This is a genomic window from Kaistia terrae (assembly GCF_026344005.1).
Classification (GTDB): Bacteria; Pseudomonadota; Alphaproteobacteria; order Rhizobiales; family Kaistiaceae; genus Kaistia; species Kaistia terrae.
In genome coordinates, this window is sequence record NZ_JAPKNH010000004.1 from 205467 (window position 1) to 229993 (window position 24527).

Genomic DNA, 24527 nt, shown 5'->3' on the forward strand with positions numbered 1-24527 from the left:
GTCAAAGGCCGCTGCTGAGGAACTGGCGCAGTTCCGGAGTCTTCGGATCTGCGAAAATCTCAGCCGGCGGACCAGCCTCCCAGACCTTGCCCTGGTGCATGAACACGACGATGTCGGCGAGACGGCGCGCAAACGCCATTTCGTGCGTGACAAGCACCATGGTCATGCCCTGACGGGCGAGATCTTCCATCACCTTCAGCACTTCGCCGGTCAGTTCCGGATCGAGCGCCGAGGTCACCTCGTCGAACAGAAGTACTTTCGGAGACAGCGCGAGCGAGCGGGCGATGGCGACGCGCTGCGCCTGGCCGCCCGAAAGCTGCTCCGGATAGGACTCGGCCTTGTCGGCGAGGCCGACCAGCGCGAGCACGTCGCGGGCGATTTTCTCGGCCTCGACGCGAGCTTTCTTCTGCACGACCGTCAGCGCCAGGGTGATGTTGCGCAGGACGGTCAGGTGCGGAAACAGATTGTAGCTCTGGAACACCATGCCGACATCGGTGCGCAGGCGCTTGACCGAGGCGCGATCGCTCATGGCGACGGCGTTGCCGCAGACCTTGATCGTGCCGCCATTGGTCTCGTCGAGCGCGTTCATGCAGCGCAGGAGCGTGCTCTTGCCCGAGCCGGAACGGCCGACGATGGCGACCATGGTGCCGCGCTCGATGGTCAGCGACACACCGTGCAGAACCTGGAGGGGGCCGAAACTCTTCGAAACGTTGTCGACGACGATGATGGGTTCGGCGCCCGGCACGGCTTCGTTCCGAGGTCTCGTGCCGGCTGCTTCATTTACCGACATTGAGCTTCCTTTCGAAATGTCTGCTGGCGAGAGAGAGGGGGTAGCACATCGCGAAATAGATGATGGCCACGAAGACAAAGGTGATGAACGGCTGGAAAGTCGAGTTGTTGACGATCTGTCCAGCTCTGGCGAGCTCGACGAAGCCGATGATCGAGGTGATCGACGTATTCTTGACGATCTGCACCATGAAACCGACGGTCGGCGGGATCGCTATACGCGCAGCCTGCGGCAGGATGACGTAACGATACTGCTGCGCCCGCGAAAGGCCGATGCAGTTCGAGGCTTCCCACTGGGTCTTGGGGACCGACAGGATACAGCCGCGCCAGATCTCGCCGAGGAAGGCTGCCGTGTAGACGGTCAGCGACAGGCCGGCGGCGATGATCGGCTCGATGTCGAGGCCGAGAATCGACAGGCCGAAATAGGCCAGGAACAGAACGACCAGCAGCGGCGTGCCCTGGATGATCTGGATGTAGGCGGCCGACAGCCAGCGCAGCCACTTGTGCTGCGAGACGCGGCCGAGCGCCAGGACGAGGCCGAAGGCGCCGCCGCCGATGAAGGCCAGCACCGAGAGCAGCACCGTCCAGCGGGCCGCCTCGATGAGGTAGATCAGATGGGTTGAGGAAAACTGTATCATGATCTCACCTCACGTGCGCAGCTTGCGGCGGCGGACAAAGGCGACTTCGCCGATGGCCCACAAGACGACGCGGAAGAGGACGGAGAGGGCGAGATAGACGGCCGCGACGATGAGGTAGACCTCGAACGAGCGGAACGTCTCCGACTGGATCATGTTGGCCTCGGCGGTCAGTTCCTGCGCAGAGATCTGCGAGGTGATCGAGGAGGACAGCATGAGCAGCACAAACTGGCTCGAAAGCGCCGGATAGACGCGCTCGACGGCCGGGATCAACACGATGTGCCAGTAGATCTGCAGCTTGTTGAGGCCGAGGCATTCGGCCGCCTCGATCTGGCCCTTGGCGATCGAGTCGATGCCGGCGCGGATGATCTCGCTGCCATAGGCGCCGGTGTTGATCACCAGGGCGATGACGGCGGCGGTCTCGGCCGAGAGCCTCAGGCCGAGGCTCGGCAGACCGAAATAGACGATGAAGATCTGGACCAGCAGCGGCGTGTTGCGGATCACCTCGACATAGGCGCCGACCAGGCCGGCGGCGAGCTTGCTCTTGCCGGAACGGATGATGGCGCAGACGAGGGCGAGGACGAAGCCGAAGGCGATCGACGAGCCTGCAAGCAGAATCGTCTGCCAGGCGCCGCGCATGAAGGCGGGCCAGGTAGTCAGAAGAAATGAGAAATCAAACGTGTATGAGATCATCCCGTCGCCTGCTGTTGGGGGGCTCGGTAGGGGGTGCGAGAACGTGCGATGGAGCGGCTGGCAGCTACACGGCGCGGCTCGTCCGGACGGTGTGGCGCGTCATGCCCTGCCACCGACCGGTTCTGCTGGCGGCGGCATAGTCCCCTCGCAAAGCGATCGCAACGCCTCCTGCCTGTGGCAATCCGACATAGCCGGGATCGTCGCCGTCCCGTTTGCGGCCCGGATCGAAATCGGGCGCTCCGTCGAAAATGCCGTGAAGGTGGTGGTGTTCATTGCGTCGCCTTCGGTCGAAGACCCCCTCCCGGAGGCAAGTATCGGAATAGCGCCGGAGACCGACGCCACGCTGGCTTCCCAAGTGCCGGGCCTGGCATCGCGATTTCGCCGCGCAGCCAGTCCGTTGCCATGGTTCCGGACCGTTCGGTCTGGCTGCCAATCGGGCATAGGTTGCCTGTTTTTGTGTTGCGGCACTAGTATTCTAGTCCACTGTCATTGACAATATGCGGGCACAGGCGGCCTCGAAGGGTGGCGGGAACGGCGGAAACATTTGGATTCATTCCAATATTCGGCGTATCCACCCGGCTAGGGCACGAAAAAAAGCCGAATAAAAAATTAGGGGCGGAATCATGGAATTGGGAAGCCAATCGCTCGGAGCGATTCTCGACGACGCCAATCTCACCCGCGACCGGCGGGCCTCGCAGCAGGTGTATGACCTGCTCCGGCGCGCGATTCTATCGCTGCAGCTCGAGCCCAACCGGCCTATTTCCGAACAGGACGTTGCCAACCGCCTGTCGGTCAGCCGCACGCCCGTCCGCGAGGCCTTCATCCGCCTGTCGGAAGAGGGCTTGCTGACCAGCTATCCGCAGCTGGCGACGGTGATCGCGCCGATCCGCATGGAGGCGCTGCTGGAAGCCCAGTTCCTGCGCGAGGCGATCGAATGCGCCACGGCGGAGCGCGCCGCGCGCATCATCGACGAGGATGGCATCATCCGCCTTCGCGCCGTGCTGGCCCGCCATTCCGCAGCCCTGCAGGCCGAGAAGTGGCCGGAGTTCCATCTTCTCGACGAAGAAACCCATCGCCTCATCTGCGAAGTCGCCGGCCTGCGCGGCCTCGGTCGTCCCGTCGAGCAGGCGCGCGGTCACCTCGACCGCGTCCGCTATTTGACGCTGCCCGAACTCGACACGTCGCGCCGGGTCGTGGCCCAGCACACGACGGTGGTCGAGGCGATCTGCGAGCACCGGCCCGAAGACGCGCGCGAGGCGATGCGCGTTCATGTCCGCGATCTGCTGCCTCGGCTGGAGGGGCTGCGCGAGCGCTATCCCGACTTCTTCGAGGAAAAGCCGCAGTTCGCCCGTCGCGCCGCGGCCCGCTAGTCGGGCGGCATTCCAGCGCTGCCGTATAAGTAAAGAGTGCGGCGGTCGCCAAGCCGAACGGCGACTGCCTCAATCGGCTACAGTCCGAAGAAGTCCGCCATCAGCTCAAGCTGCTGATCGAGCATCGGTTTTCCCAGATGAATGCGGCATCCGGCTGTCTCGGCGGAGATAAGCAACGGCGTCATGGCCGGCTCCATGATCACCTCCGCGACGATCATGTCGGACGTCAGGCGAGCGGCATCGAGCGGCGAAGCATCATCCGGGCGCATGCCAAGCGATGTGCCGTTGACGACAAGGTCATGGCCGCTCGGGTCGCTATTGCCGACGACGACGTTGGCATCCGGATAAAGTCCCAGGATGCGTTCGCGCAGCGCTTCGGCCTTGGCGCGGGTGCGGTTGGCGAGAGTCAGCTTCGAGACGCCGCCATCGACCAGCGCAAACGCGATGGCATTGGCAGCGCCGCCCGCGCCGGCCAGATAGGCGCTGCGTCCGGAGATCGAGATGCCGGCCACAGTCAGCCCGGCGACAAAGCCGAGGCCATCCAGCGTGTCGCCGATCAGCCGACCGTCCGGCTCGCGGCGGATCACGTTGACGGCGCCGATGGCGCGGGCGCTCGGGCTGACCTCGTCGCAAAGCGCCGCCATCGGGCCTTTGTGCGGCACGGTGATGATGGCGCCGTCGAAGCTCTTCAAGTTGCGCAAGGCGTCGGCGAACTGCGGCAGCGTTTCCGGCGAAATCTGGAACGGCACCATGACGGCGTCGCGGTCGCGCTGGCGGGCGATGCGGTTGATGCCGGGAGGCGCTTTCACATGCGCGATCGGGTCGGCCAGGATGCCGAGCACGCGGGTCTTGCCGGTGATCTCTCGGGTCTCGGTCATGTCGGTGCGCCTTTGTCGGTCTTGGTCGTTGGAAAACGTGGCGCCACGCCGTCGCCTTGGGGGGCAAATACTCGACCATCATCCTGAGGCGCCCGGCAAGGCCGGGCCTCGAAGGAGGGTTCAGGGAACGCTGGAGACGAGACGGCGGGCGTGTCTTGCGAGAGTCTTGATGTCGTCTGTGACGAACGGGCTCCGCTGGAGCCTCCTTCGAGGCTTCGCTCGCGCGAAGCACCTCAGGATGATGGCGGAGCCGGTAGATGGGACGGGAAGGCAGCCTTCTTCGTCCGGAAAAGCGGGCCCCGCAAAGGGCCCGCCGAATTGCCTTATTCCGGGATGGTTTCCGGCAGGTTCTGGTTGAAGTACTTGACGTAGATCTGGTTCAGCTTGCCATTGGCCAGGTTGGCCACGACCCACTCATCGACCCAGGTCTTCAGTTCGGCGTCGTTCTTGCGTAGGCCGATCGCCATCGGGTAGGCGGCGAGGGTCAGCTTGACCTCCAGGCCCTTGTTGGCGTTCTGCTCGGCGACCGAGTTGGCGGTCGACAGGGCTGCCGAGAACACGTCCTGCTGGCCGGTGGCGACGGCGGTGTTGGTGGTCGCCTCGTCCTCGTAGCGCACGATGCTGGCGGAAGCGCCGGCTTCTTTGAGGGCGCGCGTCAGCTCGATATCGGCCGTGGTGCCGCGGGCAACCGCGATGTTCTTGCCGGCGAGATCGGCTGTGGAGGTGATCGCAACCGCCTTCGGAGCCGCGATCACGACCGGGATGACGCCATAGGGCTTCGAATAATTGACGACCTTCTTGCGCTCGGCCGTGATCGAGAATGAGGCGATCACGACGTCTGCCTTGTTCGCGAGCAGGAAGGGCACGCGGTTGGCGCCCGAGACCGGCACGACTTCGAGCTTCACGCCGAGATCGTCGGCGAGCAGCTTGGCGGTCTCGATGTCGGAGCCGGTCGCCTGGGCCTGCGCGTCCAGCATGCCATAGGGCGGATGGCCGATATCGACGGCGACGCGCAGCGTGCCGCGCTCCTTGATCTGTGCGGGCGTATCGGCATGCGCCGTGGCGACGCCGGCGGTGAGGGCGAGCGACAGGGTGAGCCCGCCGACCAGATTCTTGAAGTTCATGGTGTTTCCTCCACTGGTGAATTCGTGTCGGCGCCTCCTCAGGCGCCGTTCGTTCAAAGGCCGTTGCCGACGAACTGGCGCAGCTCCGGCGTCTGGGGATCGTCGAGCATGTCGCCCTTGCCGCTCTCCCAGATCCGACCCTGGTGCATGAACACCACCTGGTCGGCGACGGAACGGGCGAATGCCATCTCGTGGGTGACGAGCATCATGGTCATGCCCTCCGCCGCGAGCTTCGCGATGACGCGCAGCACCTCGCCGGTCAGTTCCGGATCGAGGGCCGACGTGACTTCGTCAAACAGGATCAGTTTCGGCCGCATGGCGAGCGAGCGGGCGATCGCGACGCGCTGCTGCTGGCCGCCGGAAAGCTGCTCGGGATAGTTCTTCGCCTTCTCGGAGAGTCCGACCTGGGCCAGCACCTGCTCGGCCAGATCGCGCGCCTCGGCCGCGCCGATCTTGTGCACTTTTCGCGGGGCGAGGGTGACGTTCTGTTCGACCGTCAGATGCGGGAACAAATTGTAGCTCTGGAACACGATGCCGACGTCCTGGCGCAGATCGCGCAGGTCGACCTTGCCGCCATGCAGCGCGCGGCCGCAGACGGTCAGCTCGCCGGCGTTGATCCGCTCCAGCCCGTTGACGCAGCGCAGCGCCGTGCTCTTGCCGGAGCCCGAGCGGCCGATCAGCGCCACGACCTCCCCGGAGGCGACTTCGAGATCGATGCCCTTCAGCACTTCCAGCTCGCCGAAGCTTTTGCGGACGCCGTGGAAGCGTACGAGCGGGGTATCGGATCGGGTCATGCTCTGGATCTCGGTCGCGCGAGGGGTGGTGGCGGCGATGTTCATGAAGCTCTCCTCAGGTCCGGTTCAGGCGGCGTTCGAACCGGCGCGCCATGACCGACATCGGGAAGCAGATGGCGAAATAGATCAGCGCCGCGATGGTGAAGACGGTGAAGGGCATGAAGGTCGAGTTGTTGATGACCTTGGCCGAGTAGGTGAGGTCGAAGAAGCCGATCACCACCGCATAGGAGGTGTTCTTGACGATCTGGACCAGGAAGCCGACCGTCGGCGGCACGGCCATGCGCAGCGCCTGCGGCAGGATGACGAAGACGAAGCGCTGCGTATTGGTCAGCGCCAAGCATTCGCCCGCTTCCCACTGCGTCTTCGGCACGGCCTGGATGCAGCCGCGCCAGATCTCGCCGAGATAGGCGCTGGAATAGAGCGTCATCGCGATGCCGGCCGCGACCAGCGCCGGCACGTCATAGCCGCCGATCGAGATGCCGAAATAGACCACGAACATGATCACCGGCAGCGGAATGCCCTGCACCAGCTGGACGAACAGGCCGGAGACGATCTTCAGGCTGCGGCGGCGCGAGGCGCGCGCCAGCGCCACCGGCAGGCCGAGCAACGTGCCGCCGACGAAGCCGAGCAGCGACAGGACGATGGTCCAGCCGGCGCCGCGGAAGATGAAGGCGATCTGCTCGATGGTCAGTCCGAACATGGGCGGAATCCGTGCATCGTGGAAGGGCGGGGCGGGCGTCGGATAGGCGATCGCTAAAGCGGGGTTCCCAGGCGCCGGCGGCGCGGGAAGGAGACCTGCGCGACGCCGAGCAGCGTCAACCGCAGCAGGCACGCCATGACGAAGTAGATGACGGCGATGACGAGATAGACCTCGAAGCCGCGGAAGGTGAAGGACTGGATCATGTAGGCGACGCCGGTCAGCTCTTCCGCCGAGATCTGCGACATGATCGAGGTCGCCAGCATCATCAGCACGAACTGGCTGACGAGGGCCGGATAGACCCGCTCGACCGCCTGCGGAATCTGCACCGACCAGAGGCTCTGGCTCGGCTTCAGCGCCAGGCAGGCGGCGGCTTCCAGCTGGCCCTTGGGAATGCTCAGGAAACCGGCGCGCATGATCTCGGCCGTATAGGCGCCGACATTGATGACCAGCGCGATGACGGCGGCCGGGAACGGCCCGACGCGGACCTGCAGGACCGCCAGCCCGAAGAACAGCCAGAACACCTGGATGATCAGCGGCGTGTTGCGGATGCCCTCGACATAGATGGTGACGATGCGCTGCACCCAGGGCGGGCCATAGAGCCGTCCGATCGCGCAGCTGGTGCCAAGCGCGAAGCCCGGAACGATCGAAACGATGGTCATTCCCAGCGTCAGCCAGATTCCATGCCAAAGCTCCGGCATATAATCGTTCAGGAACGAGAAATCGAATTCATATGACAAGGCGCAACCCCGCACATTCCGTAACGATGTGGCATCGAAACGGACCCGTATTTCTAAATTATAAGTTTGGAAGTGGCGCGCTCTCTATCGAGATCTACGTATAGAACCGATTCCTGCCCTGCAAGCGGTGCCGGCAGTGCTCCCATATCCGGATAATTATTATTGTTTTTCTGTTGACTAGAGCAGATCTAACATGATTGATTGATGCACGCAATAACCATTTTAACGGAAATGATCATGTCGCTCCCGACGCCGTCATCCCCTGTCATCCAGCTCAACCCGCAAGATAATGTGAGCGTGGCGCGGGCGGTCATTCCCGCCGGCACCGTGCTGCCCGGCAGCAATGTCGTGGCGCGGAGCGAGATTCCCTCCGGCCACAAGATCTCGATCCAGCCGATCGAGGCGGGCGAGCCGGTGCTGAAATATGGCCAGGTGATCGGCACGGCGAGCGCCGCGATCCAGCCGGGCGACCATGTGCATCTGCATAATCTCGACATGCAGGAGAGCGACGTCACCCACAATTTCGCCGCCGACGCACGGCCGACGCCGCTGCTGCCGGAAGCCGAGCGCCGCACCTTCGAGGGCTATGTCCGCGCCAATGGCGATGTCGGCACGCGGAACTATATCGGCATCATCACCTCGGTGAACTGCTCGGCCACTGTGTCGCGCGCCATTGCCGACGCCTTCAACCGGGGCGGCGCACTGGACGGTTTTGAGAATGTCGACGGCGTCGTTGCGCTGACGCATGGCACGGGCTGCGCGATCTCGACCAAGGCCGAGGGCTACACCTATCTGACCCGCACGCTGAGCGGTTACGCCAAGCATCCGAACTTCGCCGGCATCCTGATGATCGGGCTTGGCTGCGAGACCAACCAGATCGAGCCGATCGTCGAGAAGTTCGGGCTCGACGTCGGGCCGATGCTGCGCACCATGACGATCCAGCGCCTCGGCGGCGCGCGCAAGACAGTGGAAATCGCCTCCGACATCATCCGCGAGATGCTGCCGATCGCCAACGAAGCCAAGCGCACGACCGTGCCGCTGTCGGGCCTGAAGCTGGCGCTTCAATGCGGTGGTTCCGACGGCTATTCCGGCATTTCCGCCAATCCGGCGCTGGGCTATGCCGCCGACCTCATCGTCCAGAATGGCGGCACCGCCGTGCTCAGCGAGACGCCGGAGATCTACGGCGCCGAGCACCTTTTGACCCGCCGCGCCGTGACGCCGGCCGTGGCGCAGAAGCTGGTCGACCGGATCGAGTGGTGGCGCGACTACACCGTGCGTAACGGCGCGGAACTGAACAACAATCCGTCGCACGGCAACAAGGCCGGCGGCCTGACCACCATCCTGGAAAAGTCGCTCGGCGCGGTCGCCAAGGGCGGCACCATGCCGCTCGAGGCCGTCTATGAATATGCCGAGCCAATCAACCAGACCGGGTTTGTCTTTATGGATACACCCGGCTACGATCCCGTCGCGGTAACGGGGCAGGTCGCGGGCGGCTGCAACGTCATCGTCTTCACCACGGGTCGCGGTTCCGTCTCCGGGTTCAAGCCTGCGCCGTGCATCAAGGTCGCTACCAATAGCGAGATGTACGAGCACATGCAGGATGACATGGACGTCAACTGCGGCGGCATCGTCACGGGCGAGGATACGATCGAGGCTGCCGGGTTGCGCATCTTCGAATCCGTCATCGCTACGGCGTCGGGCCGGTACACCCTCAGCGAAGATTTCGGATTTGGCGACAATGAGTTCGTGCCATGGCAAATCGGCGCGGTGACCTGACGGTCACGCGAAACGCAGGAGCGGTCAGCGGAGCTTCCGTCGACCGCACCCCTGCCTATGCCTCGATCACCGACAGGCTGCGGCGCGGCGTTGAAAGCGGCGCCTTGCCTGAGGGGACAGTGCTGCTCGAAGGGCCGCTCGCGGCTATCTTCGGGTCCAGCCGCTCCCCGGTAAAACAGGCGCTGGCGCGGCTGGAGGAGGAGGGCCTGCTCAGCCGCTTCGACGGCCGCGGCCTTCTCGTCGGCGCCGCCAGCGAACCGAAGCGGCTGAAGATCACCGCCGAAATGTTCGACATGGACGCGGCGGCGGTCCCAACCCCGAAGCATTTTGCCTGGCAGTCGCTCTATTATGAATTCGAGCGCGAGGTCATCCTGCGCTCGGTTTTCGGCCGCTTTCGCGTCAACGAGCTGGCTCTGGCGCGGCATTTCGATGTCGGCCGCACGGTGGCGCGCGATCTGCTGATCCATGCCCAGCAGGTCGGCATTGTCACCAAGGGCGAGAAATCGCACTGGTGGATCATCCCGCTCGACGAGGCCCGTTTCCAGGACCTCTACGACCTGCGCCTGCTGCTGGAACCGGCGGCATTGGAAACAGCGGTGGGCGGAATCCCGCCGGCCGTGCTTTCCGCCATGGCGGGGCGGCTGGAGGACGGCATCAACCGCGCTGGCGACGCGGATATTGCCGAACTCGACGTCCTGGAAGAGGAGCTTCATATCGGCTGCCTCTCCTATGGTCGCAATCCCGAGATCGTCGAGGCGTTGAAGCGCACCCGCTGCATTCTCGTTTCGGGCAAGCACTTCCAGGTCGCCCTGCAGCGCCAGCCCTTCTTTGACTCCTTTATGGAAGAGCATCTGGAGATCCTGCAGGCGATGTCGCGTCAGGACGTCGCCGGCGCCAAGCACCTGCTGCGCGCCCATCTCGAGGCTTCCAGCGAGAAGGCGGCCGAGCGTCTGGCGGCTTTCCGCGCCACTCACCAGGTATCGCCGACCTCCTATTTCGTCTGACCGACAAGTCGGCCGGCAGCCCATTGGAATGTCCGTCTTCCGCATGGCGGCTGCCTGTGCCATCGTCAGGCCTATCTGACGACAAAATGAAAAAGCGGAGCAGCGGCGGATGGACGGTCAGCGGCGGCGGACCAAGGTGACGGAAAGCCCGCAGCCTGGCGGGGCAGGGCGCCCTCGCGACCGTGGCAGCGTCCTCACCATTTCCGTCGAGGACGCCCAGTCGGCCGCCAACGATATCCTTGCCGCCATCCTCGACCGCGAGCCCAGCCTTTCCAAATCGCACCGCAAGATCGCCCAGGCGATCCTCGGCTATCCGCGCGTCTTCGTCGAAAAGCCGATCGAGGAACTGGTGCCGTGGATCGGCGTCTCGGCGCCGACCGTCACCCGCTTCAGCCGGGAAGTCGGCTGCGACGGGCTTCGTGATCTCAAGCTGAAGATCATGGGCAGCATGCGGGTTGGGCTGCAATATCTGGAGCCGCAGACCCCGCCCGCCAACCTGGCCGAGGTGGGCGAGCGCGTCGCCATGCGGGCGCAGCGCGCCATCGTCAACGCGCAGAAATCGATCGATCTTGAAGCGCTTGAACGGGCCATCGAGATCGTCAGCCGCAGTCGCATGATCTATGCGTTCGGCTCGGGCGGCGTCTCCAGCTGGCTGATCGAGGAGTTCCACAACCGGCTGTTCCGGCTCGGCCTGCATGTCAGCACCAGTGCTGATCACCAGATGCAGATGATGCTGGCCGCCACAGTCGGGCGCGGGGATGTCATCTTCTGCTCGTCGCTCAGCGGCACCAATCCCGAACTAATGCGCGCATTGCGAATCGGCGCCGATTATGGCGCGCAGACCATCGGGCTGACCGTCGCCGGAACGCCGCTGGCCGACATGGTCGATATCTCGCTCGCCGTGAATGTCGCCGACGACGGCGACGTGCTCGGGCCGACCTCGGTGCGCTATGCCTTCCTGGCCGTGATCGACATGCTCGCCTATGGCGCGGCGGTGCGCAGCCGCCCGGCGGCGCTGGAGAAGCTGCGGCGGATCAAGCAGCAATTCACCGTCCATCGCGATTCCGATACCAGCAAGCCGCTGGCGGATTGATCCGACTCTGCAATCCGGGCAGGGCAAAACTGCCCAAGAATTGATTTTTCAGATCATTTTGTCATCGCCCTGCGAATGCATGTCGGTGCGATTCCAGAAAATGACGAGAAAATGAAAAATTCGCTTGGCGAGTCGGCCGTTCGATGCTCATCATCGGGCCATCAAGGGATGCGGTTCTCCGGCCCGTATGGGCCAAGCGCCGTGACCTTCGCCGCTCCTGCCTTCACAACACAAAGCACCCGCGCATCATGCCATTTGACCTCGTTCTCCAGAAGGGTCGGGTCATCGATCCGTCCCAGGGTATCGATCGCGTCACCGACGTCGCCTTCGCAGATGGCAAGGTCGCGGCGATCGGCGACGGGCTCGACACGACGGGGGCGGACATTCGCGATGTCTCCGGCAAGATCGTCACTCCCGGCCTGATCGACCTGCACACCCATGTCTATTGGGGTGGCACCTCGCTCGGCGTCGATGCCGAGGATTATGCCAGGCAGAGCGCGGTGACGACCAGCGTCGACACCGGCAGCGCTGGCCCCGGCAATTTTCCAGGTTTCCGCAAGCATGTTATCGAGCCAAGCGCCGTCCGCATCCTCGCCTACCTGCATGTCTCCTTCGCCGGCATCTATGCCTTCTCCAATCGCATCATGGTGGGCGAGAGCCACGACATGCGCCTGATGGCGGCGCAGGATGCTTTTGAGGTGGCGGACGCCAATCGCGATGTCATCGTCGGCATCAAGGTGCGCATCGGCCGCCATGCCAGCGGCGACAGCGGCATCGCGCCGCTCGATATCGCGCTGCAGGTTTCTGACGAGCTCGGCATGCCGATGATGGTGCATATCGACGAGCCCCCGCCTTCCTATGAGGCGGTCGTGGACCGGCTGCGGCCGGGTGACGTGCTGACCCATTGTTTCCGCCCGTTCCCCAACGCGCCGATCGACGGCCGGGGCAAGATCAAGCCGGAGGTGATCGCGGCGCGCGAGCGCGGCGTGATCTTCGACATCGGCCATGGCATGGGCTCGTTCGCCTGGAAGACGGGACGCGCCATGCTGGAGCAGGGTTTTGCGCCCGATACGATCTCTTCCGACGTGCATGCGCTTTGCATCAACGGCCCGGCCTTCGACCAGGTCACGACCCTGTCGAAATTCCTCAACCTCGGCATGCCGCTCGGCGACGTCATCGCCGCCTCGACCATCAACGCCGCCAAGGCGCTCGGCCGGCCGGAACTCGGCACGCTGAAGCCGGGCAGCCCGGGCGACGCCAGCATTCTTTCCATCCGCCAGGGCAGCTTTCCGCTGGAGGATTCGCGCGCGCAGGTTGTCACGGCGAACGAGCGCATTTTTGCCGATGGCGTCGTCGTCGCCGGGCGCTGGTGGCATTCGAACTAAGGCTCGAAAAGAGGCGGCGGCGCGCCGTTTCGCGCTGCCGTTGCTGACGCCCAGATAAGGGGCAGAACCGGCAAATATTTGGCTTTTCCGACCAAATAACGTCCAGAGACAATGTTTGAAGCGCTGAATTTTTGTCAAATGACGCAAGAGTAAAAAAATCGCTTGGCAGACGCTTCCTGTCCGACAATGATCGAGGGACAGACGGGGGAGTGTAGCGCCCGGCCTGATGGAACGAGGACGAGGAGAGAGTTTCAGCAAGGCAGGCGGTCTGCCTGTTTTCGGCTTCGAAAGAAGCAGTATTGCCGAAGACGCATCCGGATAGGATGTCGTATCATTCTTCTTGTTGGGCGGCGCGGGGAACAAAAAAAATAGCGCCGGACATCGCAAGTCGAATGCAAGGTTACATGAGCATCTATCTAGATCGTTAGACATTCACATCGTGAAGACGACAGGATCAGCTAAATGTACCAGACCAAGAAAAGCAGGGTAATCAGTTTGCTGGCGGGCACTGCCGCCATTGTTTTTGCTTCGACCGCAGCCCAGGCGGAGACCATCCGCGTCGTGCTCGGTTACTATAGCGCCGCGACGCAGGGCCTGTTCGAGGGCATGGCCAAGGACTTCATGGAGAAGCACCCTGGCGACGAGGTGAAGATCGAAGTCATCCAGTGGGATAACCTTCAACAGCGCCTGACCACCGACATCGCGGGCGGCACCGAGCCCGACATCGCCATGATCGGCACGCGCTGGCTGGTCGATTACGTCAAGAACGACATTGCCGAGCCAATGGATCTGACGCCTGAATTCAAGGCCAGCTTCATCGAGTCGTTCCTTTCGCCCTCGACCTTCGACGGCACGATGTACGGCCTGCCGGTCGCGGCGTCCGCCCGCGCCATGTATTACAACAAGGACCTGCTGGCGAAGGCCGGCGTCAATGAGCCGCCGACCAATTGGGACGGCGTCGTCGACACCGCCAGGAAGATCAAGGCGCTCGGCACGGATGCCTATGGCTTCGCGCTTCAGGGCAAGGAAATCGAGACCGACGCCTACTGGTACTATTCGCTCTGGACCCATGGCGGCGAGCTGATCAAGGACGGCAAATCCGGCGTCGCAAGCCCCGAGGCGATCAAGGCGCTGACGCTCTACAAGTCGATGATCGACGAAGGCCTGACCGAGCCCGATCCGAGCGGCTTGAACCGCCAGGACATCGAGCGCCTGTTCAAACAGGGCCGCATAGGCATGATCCTGACCGGCCCGTGGCTGCGCGGCCAGATCAAGGCCGACGCCCCGACGTTGAACTATGCGCTTTCGCCGATCCCCGAGGGCACTACCAAGGCAACCTATGGCGTCACCGATACGCTGATGGTCTTCAAGTCGAGCAAGCAGAAAGAGCTCGCCATGAAGTTCCTGACCGAGACGGCGTTCAGCCCGAAATGGCGCATCGAGTTCTCGACCAAGGAAGGCTTCCTGCCGGTCATGAAGGAAGAGGCCGCCGCGCCGGTCTTCGCCGATGACCCGCAGCTCAAGGCCTTCACCGACATGCTGCCCTACGCCCGCTTCGCACCGCCGGTCGCGAACTGGGAGCAGATGGTCGACGCGGTGATCGCCGCTGTCCAGAAGGTCTATATTGGCCAGGCCCAGCCTGAAGCCGCCCTGAAGGAAGCCGCGGCGACGATCGATGGCCTTATCCAGCAATAAGGCCGGATCGGCACCGGGGTTGGGCGTCGGCGGCGCTGTTCATCGCGCCAAGACGCCCTCCAACGGCAAGATAGGGCGCGCCAGCGCGCCCTATCTTCTCATCCTCCCCTCCATCCTGTTCGCCTTCTGGATTATCGGCTACCCGATCTACGACATGGCCAACATGTCGGTGCATGCGGTGAACCGGTTCGGCAAGACGGCGGCTTTCAACGATTTCGCCAATTACCAGCGGCTGTTCTCGCATCAGCTCTTCATCGGCTGCCTGATCCGCACGCTCGTCTGGACGGTCTTCGTCGTCGGCGGCACGGTGCTGCTGTCGGTTCCGATCGCGCTGATCCTGAACGAGAAGTTCTTCGGCCGTACGCTGGCCCGCATCATCATCATGCTGCCCTGGGCGGTATCGCTGACCATGACCGGCATCGTCTGGCGCTGGTCGCTGAACGGACAGTTCGGCATGGTCAACGCGACGCTGGCGAATTTCGGGCTGCAGGACACGCCGGTCGAATGGCTCGCCACCTCGACGACGGCGTTCCCGATCCTGATCGCCATCGGCATCCTGGTCTCGATCCCGTTTACCGTGACGGTCATCCTCGGCGGCCTCTCCTCGCTGCAGGCGGACGTGTTCGAGGCTGCCAAGATCGACGGCGCCAGCGGCTGGCAGCGTTTTCGCTATCTCACGCTGCCGCTGATCCGGCCGTTCCTGAACATCGTGCTGGTCTTGAATTTCATCTACGTCTTCAACTCCTTCCCGCTGATCTGGGTGATGACGCAGGGCGATCCGGCCAACAGCACCGACATCCTGGTGACCTGGCTCTACAAGCTCGCCTTCCGCTATGGTGAACTGGGCATCGCCTCGGCGCTGTCGATCGTCATGTTCCTGATCCTGCTGGCGCTGACGATCGTCTATGCGGCGCTTGCCATGCGCAATGAGCGGAGCACGGCCTGATGGAAAATCCTGTCCGCAAATCCCTGCTCATGTGGCTGTTCCTGTCGCCGCTGGTGATCGTCATCCTCTTCCCCTTCGCCGTCATGGTCTCGACCGCGGTGAAGCCCCGGGTCGAAGTGCTGATGTATCCGCCGCGCTGGTTCCCGTCGGAGATCCGGCTGCAGAACTTCGTCGACATGTGGCAGGCGACGCGCCTCGGGCCGGCTGTGATGAACAGCCTGCTCGTCAGCATCGCCGCCACGGTTCTCTGCCTGCTGGTCGCCATTCCCGCCGCCTATGCGGCGTCGCGGATGGAGTTCACCGGCCGCAAGCTGTTCCGCCAGTTCCTGCTGGTGACGCAGATGCTGTCGCCGATCGTGCTGGTGCTCGGCATCTTCCGCCTGATGGCGAAGATGGGCTTCGTCGATCAACTGCCGGCGCTGGTTCTGGCCTATGTCGCCTTCAATCTCGCCTTCTCGGTCTGGATGCTGCAAGCCTATTTCCAGACCATTCCGAAGGAGCTGGAAGAAGCGGCGAAGCTCGATGGCGCCTCGACGCTGCAACGGTTGCGGCTGATCTTCCTGCCGCTGGCGGCGCCCGCAATCGGCATCACGGCCGTCTTCATCTTCATCTATTGCTGGAACGAGTTCGTGCTGGCGATGACGCTGCTGCGTTCGCCAGAAAAGAGCACGCTGACGCTGCAGACCTTCTCGCTGGTCGGCGGGCGCTATCAGGTCGAGTGGGACCATGTGATGGCGGCGACGCTGGTCGCCAGCGTTCCCGTCGCGGTGATCTTCGCCCTGCTGCAACGCTCGCTCGTCAGCGGGCTGACGGTCGGCGCCGTGAAGTAGCTTTTCCTGAACGGTTGTGAACGGGCGGCGGGAATTCACCGCCGCCTTCAAGACGACGCCAAAAGAAAATCGGAGACCGAGATGGGACTGAAGGATTGGTTCGGGCTTGAAGGCAAGCGTGCGCTGGTCACCGGCGCAAGCCGTGGCCTTGGCCGCGAAATGGCGCTGGCGCTGGCGGAAGCGGGCGCCGACGTGATCATCACCGGTCGCACGCAGGAAACGCTCGACGCCACCGTCGCCGAGATACGGGCGCTGGGTCGCCAGGGCTGGGGCGTGGTGGCCGACATGGCCAGGGCAGACCTCTGCGAGGCGGCCTGCACGACGATCCTGAAGGAATACGGTCCCGTCGACATCCTGATCAACAATGTCGGCAACCGCATCGCCAGCATGCCGATCGTCGAGGAGACGCTGGAGACCTGGCAGGAATCGCTGGACATGAACCTGACCAGTTGCTTCCTCGGCACCAAGATTTTTGGCGCCGCGATGCTGGAGCGCGGGCAGGGCGGCCGGATCATCAACATCGCCTCGATGAGCGGCCTGATCGCCAATCGCGGCATTGGCGGGCGCGACTACGAGACTGGCAAGGCGGCGGTGATCCACTTTACCCGCTGCGCCGCCGCCGACTGGGCGCCGCATGGCGTCACCGTCAACGCGATCTGCCCCGGCCTATTCATGACCGACACCAACCGTGGCTGGAACGAGCGCCGACCGGACGTGATCGACGCCATCGTCGCGCATATCCCGATGGGCCGCCCCGGCAATCCGCCGGAGATCGCCGGGCTCGCGCTCTATCTCGCCAGCCCCGCCGCTTCCTATGTGACGGGCGCCGCCTATGTCATAGATGGCGGCTATACCCTCTGGTAGGCGATATCCTTTCGCCGGCTTACCAGAACGAAACATCGAGCTAAAACGGAGACATCGTGTCGATCCATTTCTTCGGCCGGCTGCCGGACGGCACGGCTATCTCCGAGGTCCGGCTGGCCAGCGCCAGCGGTGCCACCGCCTCGATCCTGACGTTTGGCGCAACGCTGCGCGATCTCGTGGTGCCGGTTCCGGACGCCGCGCCGCGTCGCGTTGTGCTCGGCTTCGAGACGCTCGATGGCTATCTCGAAAACAACCGCTATCTCGGCGTCACGGCCGGCCGGCATGCCAGCCGCATCGGCGGCGGCCGGATATCCATCGACGGCGTCGAGCATCAGCTTTCGCTGAACGAAGGCGGCGTCCATCTGCATGGCGGCGCGGTCGGTTTTTCGCGGAAGCCGTGGCGGATTCTGGAGTCGGACGAGGCGTCGGTGACGCTCGGCCTGATCTCGCCGGATGGCGATGACGGTTATCCGGGCGAACTGGATGTTCGCTGCACCTATCGCCTGCTGGCGCCGGGAACCATTCACATCACCCTGACGGCGACGACCGACGCGCCGACCGTCGTCAGCCTCGCCAATCACGCCTATTTCTCGCTGCTCCCGGGCGCGACCAGCCGCGAACACAAGCTGCAATTCGCGGCCAGCGGCTACACGCCGTTCAGTCCGGCGCTGGTGCCGAGCGGCGAAATCGCCAGCGTTGCCGGAACGCCGTATGATTTTCGCCAGTTGCGACCCATCTCGGATCCCGCCGGCGATCCGGACTTTGACTATGATTGCTGCGTGGTGCTGGACCGCGAGGGCCATGAACTCATCCGGGGCGCGCGCCTGGAAGCGCCGGATGGCAGCCTTCACATGGAAGTTCACACGACCGAGCCGTGCATTGTCTTCTATGACGGCGCGGGGCTGGCGCCCGACTTCGCCGGGCTCGACGGCGTGCCCTTTCAGGCCCATGCCGGGCTTTGCCTGGAGCCGATGCGCTTTCCCGACAGCCCCAACCAGCCAAGCTTTCCGTCGGCGATCCTCCGCCCCGGCGAGATCTACCGGCAGGAAACGGAATATCGCTTCGGCTGACGGTTTGCCGCCCGTGCGAGGCCGAACTATCCGGTGAGGCCGTAAACCCTCACCCGCCGACCTTTGGTCGTCGACCTCTCCCTCAGGGAGAGGTGAAGAGGGCAGACTATCCTGCATCAACAAAAAGGGCGGCTCGCGAACGGCCGCCCTTTTCGTCATAGAGAATGAGACAATCAAGCCTTCGGCTTGGCGACGGCGATGCACTCGACCTCGTAGCGCAGCGCGGTGCCGAGGCAGTTGGTGATCGTCGTGCGGGCCGGGAAGGGCTCGCTGAAATACTCGCGGTAGATCTTGTTGAACAGCGGAATATCGGCAGGATCCTGCACATAGTTGCGGGTCTGCAGCACATGGGCGAAGTCGCTGCCGGCGGTCTCGACGACCTTGCGCATGTTCTCCATCGAGCGGCGCATCTCGCCCTCGAACGTGTCGGAGACGATCTTCCCAGTCGCATCGACCGAAGCCTGGCCGGACACGAAGATCAGGTCGCCGAGCTTGGTCGACGGGCTGAAGGGCAGGTGCGAACGGGGGGTATCGGGTTCGCTCGGATATTCGATCATGGGAGGCTCCGTGTGAAGGTCGTCTGTCTTTACCTCTCCCTGAGGGAGAGGTCGGACCGATAGGTCCGGGTTAGGGTTTAGGGAACGATCCGGTGAGGCCGTAAACCCTCACCCGCCGGCTTCGCCATCGACCTCTCCCTCAGGGAGAGGTGCACGCGCAGCTTCTGCATTTGTATCTTTTTCAGACCATTCAGCTGATCGGGAACACAGGCTGGCGCAGCCGGCGATAGGGCAAGCTGGTCAGGACGCTGGTGCAGGGGCCCGGTGTTGCCACGGTGTAGCTCTTCACCGCGATAGGGTCGTAGGCGCGGCGGTGCGCGACGGCGGCCTTGACGCCGATGGCCGTCAATTCTTCCGGAACGATGCCCTGCGACCGTAGCTGTCCGAGATCGAAGGGCGGCGTCTTGCGGCTGTTGACCAGAATCTTGACGCCGTCGACCTCCAGCACGACCGAAGCCCCCATGCTGATATGGACGCCCTGCATGGCGGCGAGGTGGCTGTTGCGGTCCTCGAGCGTGAACTCGCCGTCGCTGCGGCTGACGAAAGTGGCGCTGACCTCGATCGGACCGGCACCGAGCTTGCTGCCCTTGCCGCCGAGCGCGATCGTGCGGACGTCGCCCGGCGCGGCGTCGGCGAAGGATTGGACGGCTTCCGCATCCGCGATGGCGACGGCGGTATTGCGGATGCCGTGGCGCAAGAAACCGCGCAGGATCGCCGTGTCGTCGCCCGGTGCGCCGCCGCCGATATTGTCGGCAGGCTCGACGACGATATAGGGGCCGCCTTCGAGCGTCTTGATCTCGGAGAGGGCTGCATCGAGATCCCATTCCTTGGGCTGGCCAAGCTCGCGCAACTCGACGGCGAGCGCTTCCAGCCGGTCGAGCGCGGCGCTGGCGCGCTCGGCGCTGCCGGTGGTGATCAGCGACAAGGCGACGCCGGCATCCGGCACGTCGGAGAAGGAATAGCCGCCAATGATGTTGACGGCCCAGATCTCGGCGTCCTCGGCCTCTATCTGGCGGGCGAGGGTTTCGAGGTCGCGCATCGGGCTGTCGGCCGTGCCAGTGCCGGGCGGCGCCCACAGGATCGCGGCGTTGCGGGCATGCATGACCGGCTCGGCCTTTTCGCGCAGGGCCCGGGCCAGAAGCTCGGCCGAACGGACGGCTGAATCGCGCGCGTCGGTATGCGGATTTTCGCGGTAGGCGACGAGGCCATTGGCGTGTTTCGCCATCGCGGCGGTGAATGTCGCGTGCAGGTCGAACACGGCATAGAGCGGCAGCGTCTCGGCGCCCGGAGCGCCGCGGATGCGGGCGAGCAATTCGCCTTCCGGGTCTATGCTTTCCGTTGTCACCATGGCGCCGTGCAGGGCCAGCCAGATGCCGTCGAGGCCACCCTTCTTCAGCGCGGCGCGGAGGCCTGTTTCCAGTTCGGCCCAGAATTGCTCGAACACGGCGTGGTCGGTGGTCCCGGACGGCAGCGCCGAATACTCGACCACGGGGACCACGTCCCAGCCCTCGGTCTCGGCCACTTCCAGGAAGCCGTCGACCGTCGAACCATCACCCTTTCGCGCCAAAAGCGCCTCGCTACGCAGGATGTCGTAGTCTGCGAACGTGGTGATCTCGTCCACGAAGGTGTGGGTCTCGTGATAGAGCCCTGCCAGCAGGATACGAGGGCGCGTGTTCATGATGTCTACCTGTTGCGTGACATGCTCGCCGTGATTTCGGCGAGGGTGGCGACGAGAAGTCGTCCGAGGCGCTCGATGGCCTCGGGCTCGAAACGGGCCGAGGGGCCGGCGATGGAGACGGCGGCGATGGCCTCGCCGCCGGGCGCGAAGATCGGCGCGGCGACGCAGGCGCCGCCAATCTCGTTCTCTTCGAATTCGGTGGTCCAGCCGACGGTGCGGCAGCGCTCCAGCACGTCTTCCAGCGCTTGCGGATCGGTAATGGTGCGGTCGGTCGCCGCCGGCAGCGAACCCAGATTGTAGATGATCCGCCGGAACAACAGCGGCTGATAGGCGAGCAACGCCCGGCCGCAGGCGGTTGAATGATAGGCGGCGCGCGTGCCGGAATAGGACGAGACGCGCAGGGTCTGGCTGCCTTCCAGGCTTTCGACGATGACGGCGTCGGTCGGGCCCGGCAGCGCCAGATTGACGGTTTCGCGCGTCTCGGCGCACAGGCGGATCAGATAGGGCTGCGCCAGCGCCGCGATGTCCAGCCGCCGCTCGACGGCCTTGCCATAGACGAGATGCTGCAGGCTGAGCCGATAGGCGCCGCCCTTGATGTCCCGTTCGGCCAAGCCGACATCAACCAGCGCCGTGACGAGATTGAAGGCCGTTGTCTTGGCCAGTCCGGTGCGGGCGGCCAGCTCGCGCAGCGCGACGAAATCGCCGCTCGCCATGGCGTCGAGCAGCGCCTTGGCGCGGGCGACGGACTGGATCCGCGCGGCAACCGCGGCGCCGCTCGGCTCAGTCTCTGGCTTCGACATGTTGGTTTCGACCATGAAAATCAGGGTTCCGCGAACGATCATTCCAGATCATGGGACGATTTGGTGATGCTCGTTTCGATATTAAGACATCAACTTGCCGAGGCGCGCAAGCTGAACGTCCCGCATAACCAAATGTATCTGCGGTTGCACAGTTGACAGGCGAGCGATCCTGCCGCTTAAATTTCATCGGACAGCTAAATGATTGTTCCATAATGTAGAATATCAGGCGCGATACGGCGACGACATCGCGGCAGGGGGCAGGAATGCGGGTTTTTGTGGCGTCTCTGGCGACCGAGACGAATACGTTCTCGCCGCTCTTTGTCGATCGCAGCGCGTTCGAGGGGGCGTTCTATTGCCCGCCCGGCACCCATCCCGAGACGCCGACGCTCTGTTCCGGCCCGATGGTGGCGGCCCGCAACCGCGCCCGCATTGATGGCTTCACCCTGTTCGAAGGCACCGCGACCTGGGCCGAGCCGGCCGGGCTCGTTTCGCGCGAGGCCTATGAAAGCCTGCGCGACGAGATCCTGGATCAACTCCGCGCCGCCATGCCCGTCGATGTCGTGCTGTTCGGCCTGCATGGCTCGATGGTGGCGCGCGGCTATGATGATTGCGAGGGCGATCTGCTGGCGCATGCCCGCGCCATTGCCGGCCCCGATGCCATCGTCGGCGCTGAACTGGACATGCATTGCCACCTGACCGACCAGATGGTCGAGGCGGCCGATGTCATCACCGCCTTCAAGGAATTTCCGCATACGGATTTCCTCGAACGGGCGGAGGATCTGGTCGATCTCTGCCTGCGCGCCGCGCGCCGCGAGATTGCGCCGGTCAGTGCTGTGTTCGATTGCCGCGCCATCACCGGCTTCATGACCAGCCGCGAACCGGGTCGGAGCTTCGTCGACCGGATGCTGGCGCTCGAAGGGCAGGACGGCATTCTCTCGATCTCCGTCGCGCACGGCTTCCAGGCCGCCGATGTCTACGATGTCGGCACCAAGGTGCTTGTCATCGCCGATGGCGCGGAAAACCAGGAGAAGGCGGCGGCCTTGGCCGAGCGTCTTGGCCGCGAGATCCTAGGCTGGGGTGCCTCAGGCGGCGGCCCCTATCACTTCAAGCCGGAAGAGGCGATCGAGCAGGCGCTGAGCGAACTCGGCCAGCCGGTCATTCTGGCGGATCGCTGGGATAATCCGGGCGGCGGCGTCGCCGGCGACCAGACCGTCATGGTCGCGGCGCTGCTGCGCCATCCCGAAATTCCGGCAGCCATCGGCGCGCTCTGGGATCCGGTCGCGGTCGCCTTCTGCCGCGCCGCTGGCGTCGGTACGGAAATCGACCTGCGCTTCGGCGGCAAAGCAGCCTCCACATCGGGCAAGCCGATCGACGCCCGGGTGGTGGTGCGCGGCATCACCGACGATCTGCTGGTGCCGTTCGAGCAGAGCTGGGTCTCGCTCGGCGCGGCCGCCGCAATCACCATCGGCAATCTCGATGTCGTGCTGTCGTCGACGCGGGCGCAGACCTTCAGCCCGCCTGTTTTCACCGATCTCGGCATCGATCTCGCTGCCAAGAAAATCGTCGTGGTGAAGTCGTCCAACCATTTTCATGCCGCCTTCGCGCCGATTGCGCACAAGGTCCACTACCTCGATACGGGCGGCCCCTATCCAAGCGATACGGCCAGGATCCCCTACACCAAAGCCCGTCGCCCCCTCGCACCGATGGACCCCAATCCATGGCTCTGATTCCCCGCCTCGACATCGTTTCGCTCGACGCGCTCGAACTCGATCCCTCGACCAAGGGGCTGCCTTATGACGCGCCGCGCCTGACGGTTGGCGATGTCGGAAGCCAGGGCTGGAGCCTGCTCGCGGGTGATCTGCCATTGCCGGTCGCCGTGATCCGGCAGGATGTTCTGGCCGCCAACAGCGCCTGGATGAGCGCCTTCACGGCTGAGAACAATCTCGTCATCGCGCCGCATGGCAAGACGACGATGTCGCCGCATCTGTTCGACTTGCAGATCGCTGATGGCGCGTGGGCGATCACGGCGGCGACGCTGCAGCAGGTTGGAGTCTGCCTGCGCTTCGGCGTCAAGCGGGTGCTGCTCGCCAACCAGCCGATCGGTCGCCCGGCGATCGACGCCTGCTTCAGCGCGCTGCATACCGAGGGCGGCTTCGAGCTCTATTGCCTGGCTGACAGCCTCGACGGCGTCGCCTTCCTGGCCGAGGGCGCCCGCCGCAATCCGCCGCCGGAAGGCAACCCGCTGCGCATTCTCGTCGAGATGGGCTTTATCGGCGGACGCACCGGCGTCCGGACGCGAAAGGGTGCCATCGAACTGGCGCGCGCCATCGCCGCCGCGCCGGGACTGGAACTGGCCGGTTTCGAATGTTTTGAAGGCATGTTGCCGACGCCGGAAACGGCGGACGGGCTGATCGACGATGTCGCCGCCATGGCGCTGCTGGCGATGGAGGAGGGGCTGTTCGCCACCTCAGCGCGGATCATCATCAGCGCCGGCGGGTCCGCTTTCTTCGACCGGGTCGTCGAACGCTTCGATCTCGTCTCGTTCCCGTATCCGGTTCTGCGCGTGCTGCGGTCCGGCTGCTACCTGACGCATGATTCCATCGCTTACGCGGCAGCGTTCAAGCGCATCGTCGAGGAGACGACGCTACAGCTTCCCGAGGGCGGTCTGGAGCCGGCGCTTGAAGTCTGGGCGATGGTGCAGTCGCGTCCCGAAGGCGGCCGCACCATGCTGACCATGGGCAAGCGCGATGTCAGCCACGACGCCGGACTGCCGGTGCCGCTGCGCTGGTATCGGCCGGATGGCAGCATGACGGCACCGGCCGAGTTGTCGCCCGGCCATTCGGTCGTCGCGCTCAACGACCAGCATTGCCACATGATCACGCCGATCGACAGTCCGTTGCAGGCCGGCGACATGGTCGGCTTCGGCATCAGCCATCCCTGCACCACCTTCGACAAATGGTCGCTGCTGATGCTGGTCGACGAAGATTATCGCGTCACCGGCGGGCTGAAGACGTTCTTCTGATGACCGCAGGCGGCTTTTGAAGCCGTGTCGCTTCGAAAGGATGCCCGCTGCCGTCTGTGCGCGCGGGCATCTGATTTGGTTGAACTATAG

The 24527-nt window shown here is 64.2% G+C and carries 23 protein-coding genes; 12 read left to right on the plus strand and 11 right to left on the minus strand.

Annotated elements, in window-relative coordinates; translation table 11 throughout:
- Position 1 precedes the first annotated feature (1 nt).
- The 3 genes from OSH12_RS13460 to OSH12_RS13470 are packed head-to-tail and all read right to left on the minus strand — an operon-like array spanning position 2 to position 2111.
- Complete coding sequence (locus tag OSH12_RS13460; protein WP_323180652.1) at positions 2–790, minus strand: amino acid ABC transporter ATP-binding protein; 789 nt, start codon at positions 788–790, stop codon at positions 2–4.
- A complete protein-coding gene (locus OSH12_RS13465; protein WP_266344086.1) occupies positions 777–1424 on the minus strand; it encodes an amino acid ABC transporter permease in 648 nt (215 codons plus the stop codon). The genes OSH12_RS13460 and OSH12_RS13465 overlap by 14 nt, the downstream gene beginning before the upstream one ends.
- Before the next feature lie 9 nt (positions 1425–1433).
- On the minus strand, positions 1434–2111 hold the full coding sequence (locus tag OSH12_RS13470) for an amino acid ABC transporter permease (RefSeq protein WP_266344397.1): 678 nt from the start codon (positions 2109–2111) through the stop codon (positions 1434–1436).
- A 626-nt stretch (positions 2112–2737) separates the two neighbouring features.
- Between OSH12_RS13470 and OSH12_RS13475 the strand changes: the two genes are divergently transcribed.
- Entirely contained in the window at positions 2738–3484 is a 747-nt protein-coding gene (locus tag OSH12_RS13475) for a GntR family transcriptional regulator (RefSeq protein ID WP_266344087.1), read from the plus strand.
- Between the two features lie 77 nt (positions 3485–3561).
- On the opposite strand, the gene OSH12_RS13480 is transcribed toward OSH12_RS13475, so the two are convergent.
- The 5 genes from OSH12_RS13480 to OSH12_RS13500 all read right to left on the minus strand — a co-directional run bounded on the left by OSH12_RS13480 (position 3562) and on the right by OSH12_RS13500 (position 7717).
- Complete coding sequence (locus OSH12_RS13480; protein ID WP_266344088.1) at positions 3562–4362, minus strand: shikimate dehydrogenase family protein; 801 nt, start codon at positions 4360–4362, stop codon at positions 3562–3564.
- A gap of 323 nt (positions 4363–4685) precedes the next feature.
- On the minus strand, positions 4686–5486 hold the full coding sequence (locus OSH12_RS13485) for a transporter substrate-binding domain-containing protein (RefSeq protein WP_266344089.1): 801 nt from the start codon (positions 5484–5486) through the stop codon (positions 4686–4688).
- A gap of 53 nt (positions 5487–5539) precedes the next feature.
- Positions 5540–6280, minus strand: a complete 741-nt coding sequence (locus tag OSH12_RS13490) for an amino acid ABC transporter ATP-binding protein (RefSeq protein ID WP_266344398.1) — start codon at positions 6278–6280, stop codon at positions 5540–5542.
- A 55-nt stretch (positions 6281–6335) separates the two neighbouring features.
- On the minus strand, positions 6336–6980 hold the full coding sequence (locus tag OSH12_RS13495) for an amino acid ABC transporter permease (RefSeq protein WP_266344090.1): 645 nt from the start codon (positions 6978–6980) through the stop codon (positions 6336–6338).
- 53 nt (positions 6981–7033) lie between these two features.
- On the minus strand, positions 7034–7717 hold the full coding sequence (locus OSH12_RS13500; RefSeq protein ID WP_266344091.1) for an amino acid ABC transporter permease: 684 nt from the start codon (positions 7715–7717) through the stop codon (positions 7034–7036).
- A 237-nt stretch (positions 7718–7954) separates the two neighbouring features.
- Between OSH12_RS13500 and OSH12_RS13505 the strand changes: the two genes are divergently transcribed.
- The 9 genes from OSH12_RS13505 to OSH12_RS13545 all read left to right on the plus strand — a co-directional run bounded on the left by OSH12_RS13505 (position 7955) and on the right by OSH12_RS13545 (position 18380).
- The gene (locus tag OSH12_RS13505) at positions 7955–9493 is read left to right on the plus strand and encodes a UxaA family hydrolase (protein WP_380224230.1); all 1539 of its coding nucleotides are present in this window, start codon (positions 7955–7957) and stop codon (positions 9491–9493) included.
- The gene (locus OSH12_RS13510; protein WP_266344092.1) at positions 9469–10497 is read left to right on the plus strand and encodes a GntR family transcriptional regulator; all 1029 of its coding nucleotides are present in this window, start codon (positions 9469–9471) and stop codon (positions 10495–10497) included. Before OSH12_RS13505 ends, OSH12_RS13510 begins: the two co-directional genes overlap by 25 nt.
- Positions 10498–10606: 109 nt before the next feature.
- Positions 10607–11590: a MurR/RpiR family transcriptional regulator gene (locus OSH12_RS13515; protein ID WP_266344093.1), complete on the plus strand. Its 984-nt coding sequence runs from the start codon at positions 10607–10609 to the stop codon at positions 11588–11590.
- Positions 11591–11838: 248 nt separating this feature from the next.
- Positions 11839–12975 carry an amidohydrolase/deacetylase family metallohydrolase gene (locus tag OSH12_RS13520; RefSeq protein WP_266344094.1) on the plus strand — a complete coding sequence of 379 codons (1137 nt, stop codon included), beginning with the start codon at positions 11839–11841 and terminating at the stop codon, positions 12973–12975.
- A gap of 462 nt (positions 12976–13437) precedes the next feature.
- Positions 13438–14670: an extracellular solute-binding protein gene (locus OSH12_RS13525; RefSeq protein WP_266344095.1), complete on the plus strand. Its 1233-nt coding sequence runs from the start codon at positions 13438–13440 to the stop codon at positions 14668–14670.
- Positions 14671–14740: 70 nt separating this feature from the next.
- Entirely contained in the window at positions 14741–15616 is an 876-nt protein-coding gene (locus tag OSH12_RS13530) for a carbohydrate ABC transporter permease (protein ID WP_266344400.1), read from the plus strand.
- Positions 15616–16446: a carbohydrate ABC transporter permease gene (locus OSH12_RS13535; RefSeq protein ID WP_266344096.1), complete on the plus strand. Its 831-nt coding sequence runs from the start codon at positions 15616–15618 to the stop codon at positions 16444–16446. Before OSH12_RS13530 ends, OSH12_RS13535 begins: the two co-directional genes overlap by 1 nt.
- A gap of 81 nt (positions 16447–16527) precedes the next feature.
- Positions 16528–17310, plus strand: coding sequence for an SDR family NAD(P)-dependent oxidoreductase (locus OSH12_RS13540; protein ID WP_266344097.1), 783 nt, complete (start codon positions 16528–16530; stop codon positions 17308–17310).
- A gap of 56 nt (positions 17311–17366) precedes the next feature.
- Complete coding sequence (locus OSH12_RS13545; RefSeq protein WP_266344098.1) at positions 17367–18380, plus strand: aldose epimerase family protein; 1014 nt, start codon at positions 17367–17369, stop codon at positions 18378–18380.
- 173 nt (positions 18381–18553) lie between these two features.
- Here OSH12_RS13545 and OSH12_RS13550 read toward each other — a convergent pair whose 3' ends face one another.
- The 3 genes from OSH12_RS13550 to OSH12_RS13560 form a co-directional block, all read right to left on the minus strand.
- The gene (locus tag OSH12_RS13550; RefSeq protein ID WP_266344099.1) at positions 18554–18937 is read right to left on the minus strand and encodes a RidA family protein; all 384 of its coding nucleotides are present in this window, start codon (positions 18935–18937) and stop codon (positions 18554–18556) included.
- A gap of 190 nt (positions 18938–19127) precedes the next feature.
- The gene (locus OSH12_RS13555) at positions 19128–20615 is read right to left on the minus strand and encodes a M81 family metallopeptidase (protein ID WP_266344100.1); all 1488 of its coding nucleotides are present in this window, start codon (positions 20613–20615) and stop codon (positions 19128–19130) included.
- Between the two features lie 5 nt (positions 20616–20620).
- Positions 20621–21415, minus strand: coding sequence for an IclR family transcriptional regulator (locus tag OSH12_RS13560; RefSeq protein WP_266344101.1), 795 nt, complete (start codon positions 21413–21415; stop codon positions 20621–20623).
- Positions 21416–21678: 263 nt separating this feature from the next.
- On the opposite strand from OSH12_RS13560, the gene OSH12_RS13565 reads away from it, so the two are divergent.
- The gene (locus tag OSH12_RS13565) at positions 21679–23142 is read left to right on the plus strand and encodes a M81 family metallopeptidase (protein WP_266344102.1); all 1464 of its coding nucleotides are present in this window, start codon (positions 21679–21681) and stop codon (positions 23140–23142) included.
- On the plus strand, positions 23133–24437 hold the full coding sequence (locus OSH12_RS13570; protein WP_266344103.1) for a type III PLP-dependent enzyme domain-containing protein: 1305 nt from the start codon (positions 23133–23135) through the stop codon (positions 24435–24437). The genes OSH12_RS13565 and OSH12_RS13570 overlap by 10 nt, the downstream gene beginning before the upstream one ends.
- Positions 24438–24527: the final 90 nt, after the last annotated feature.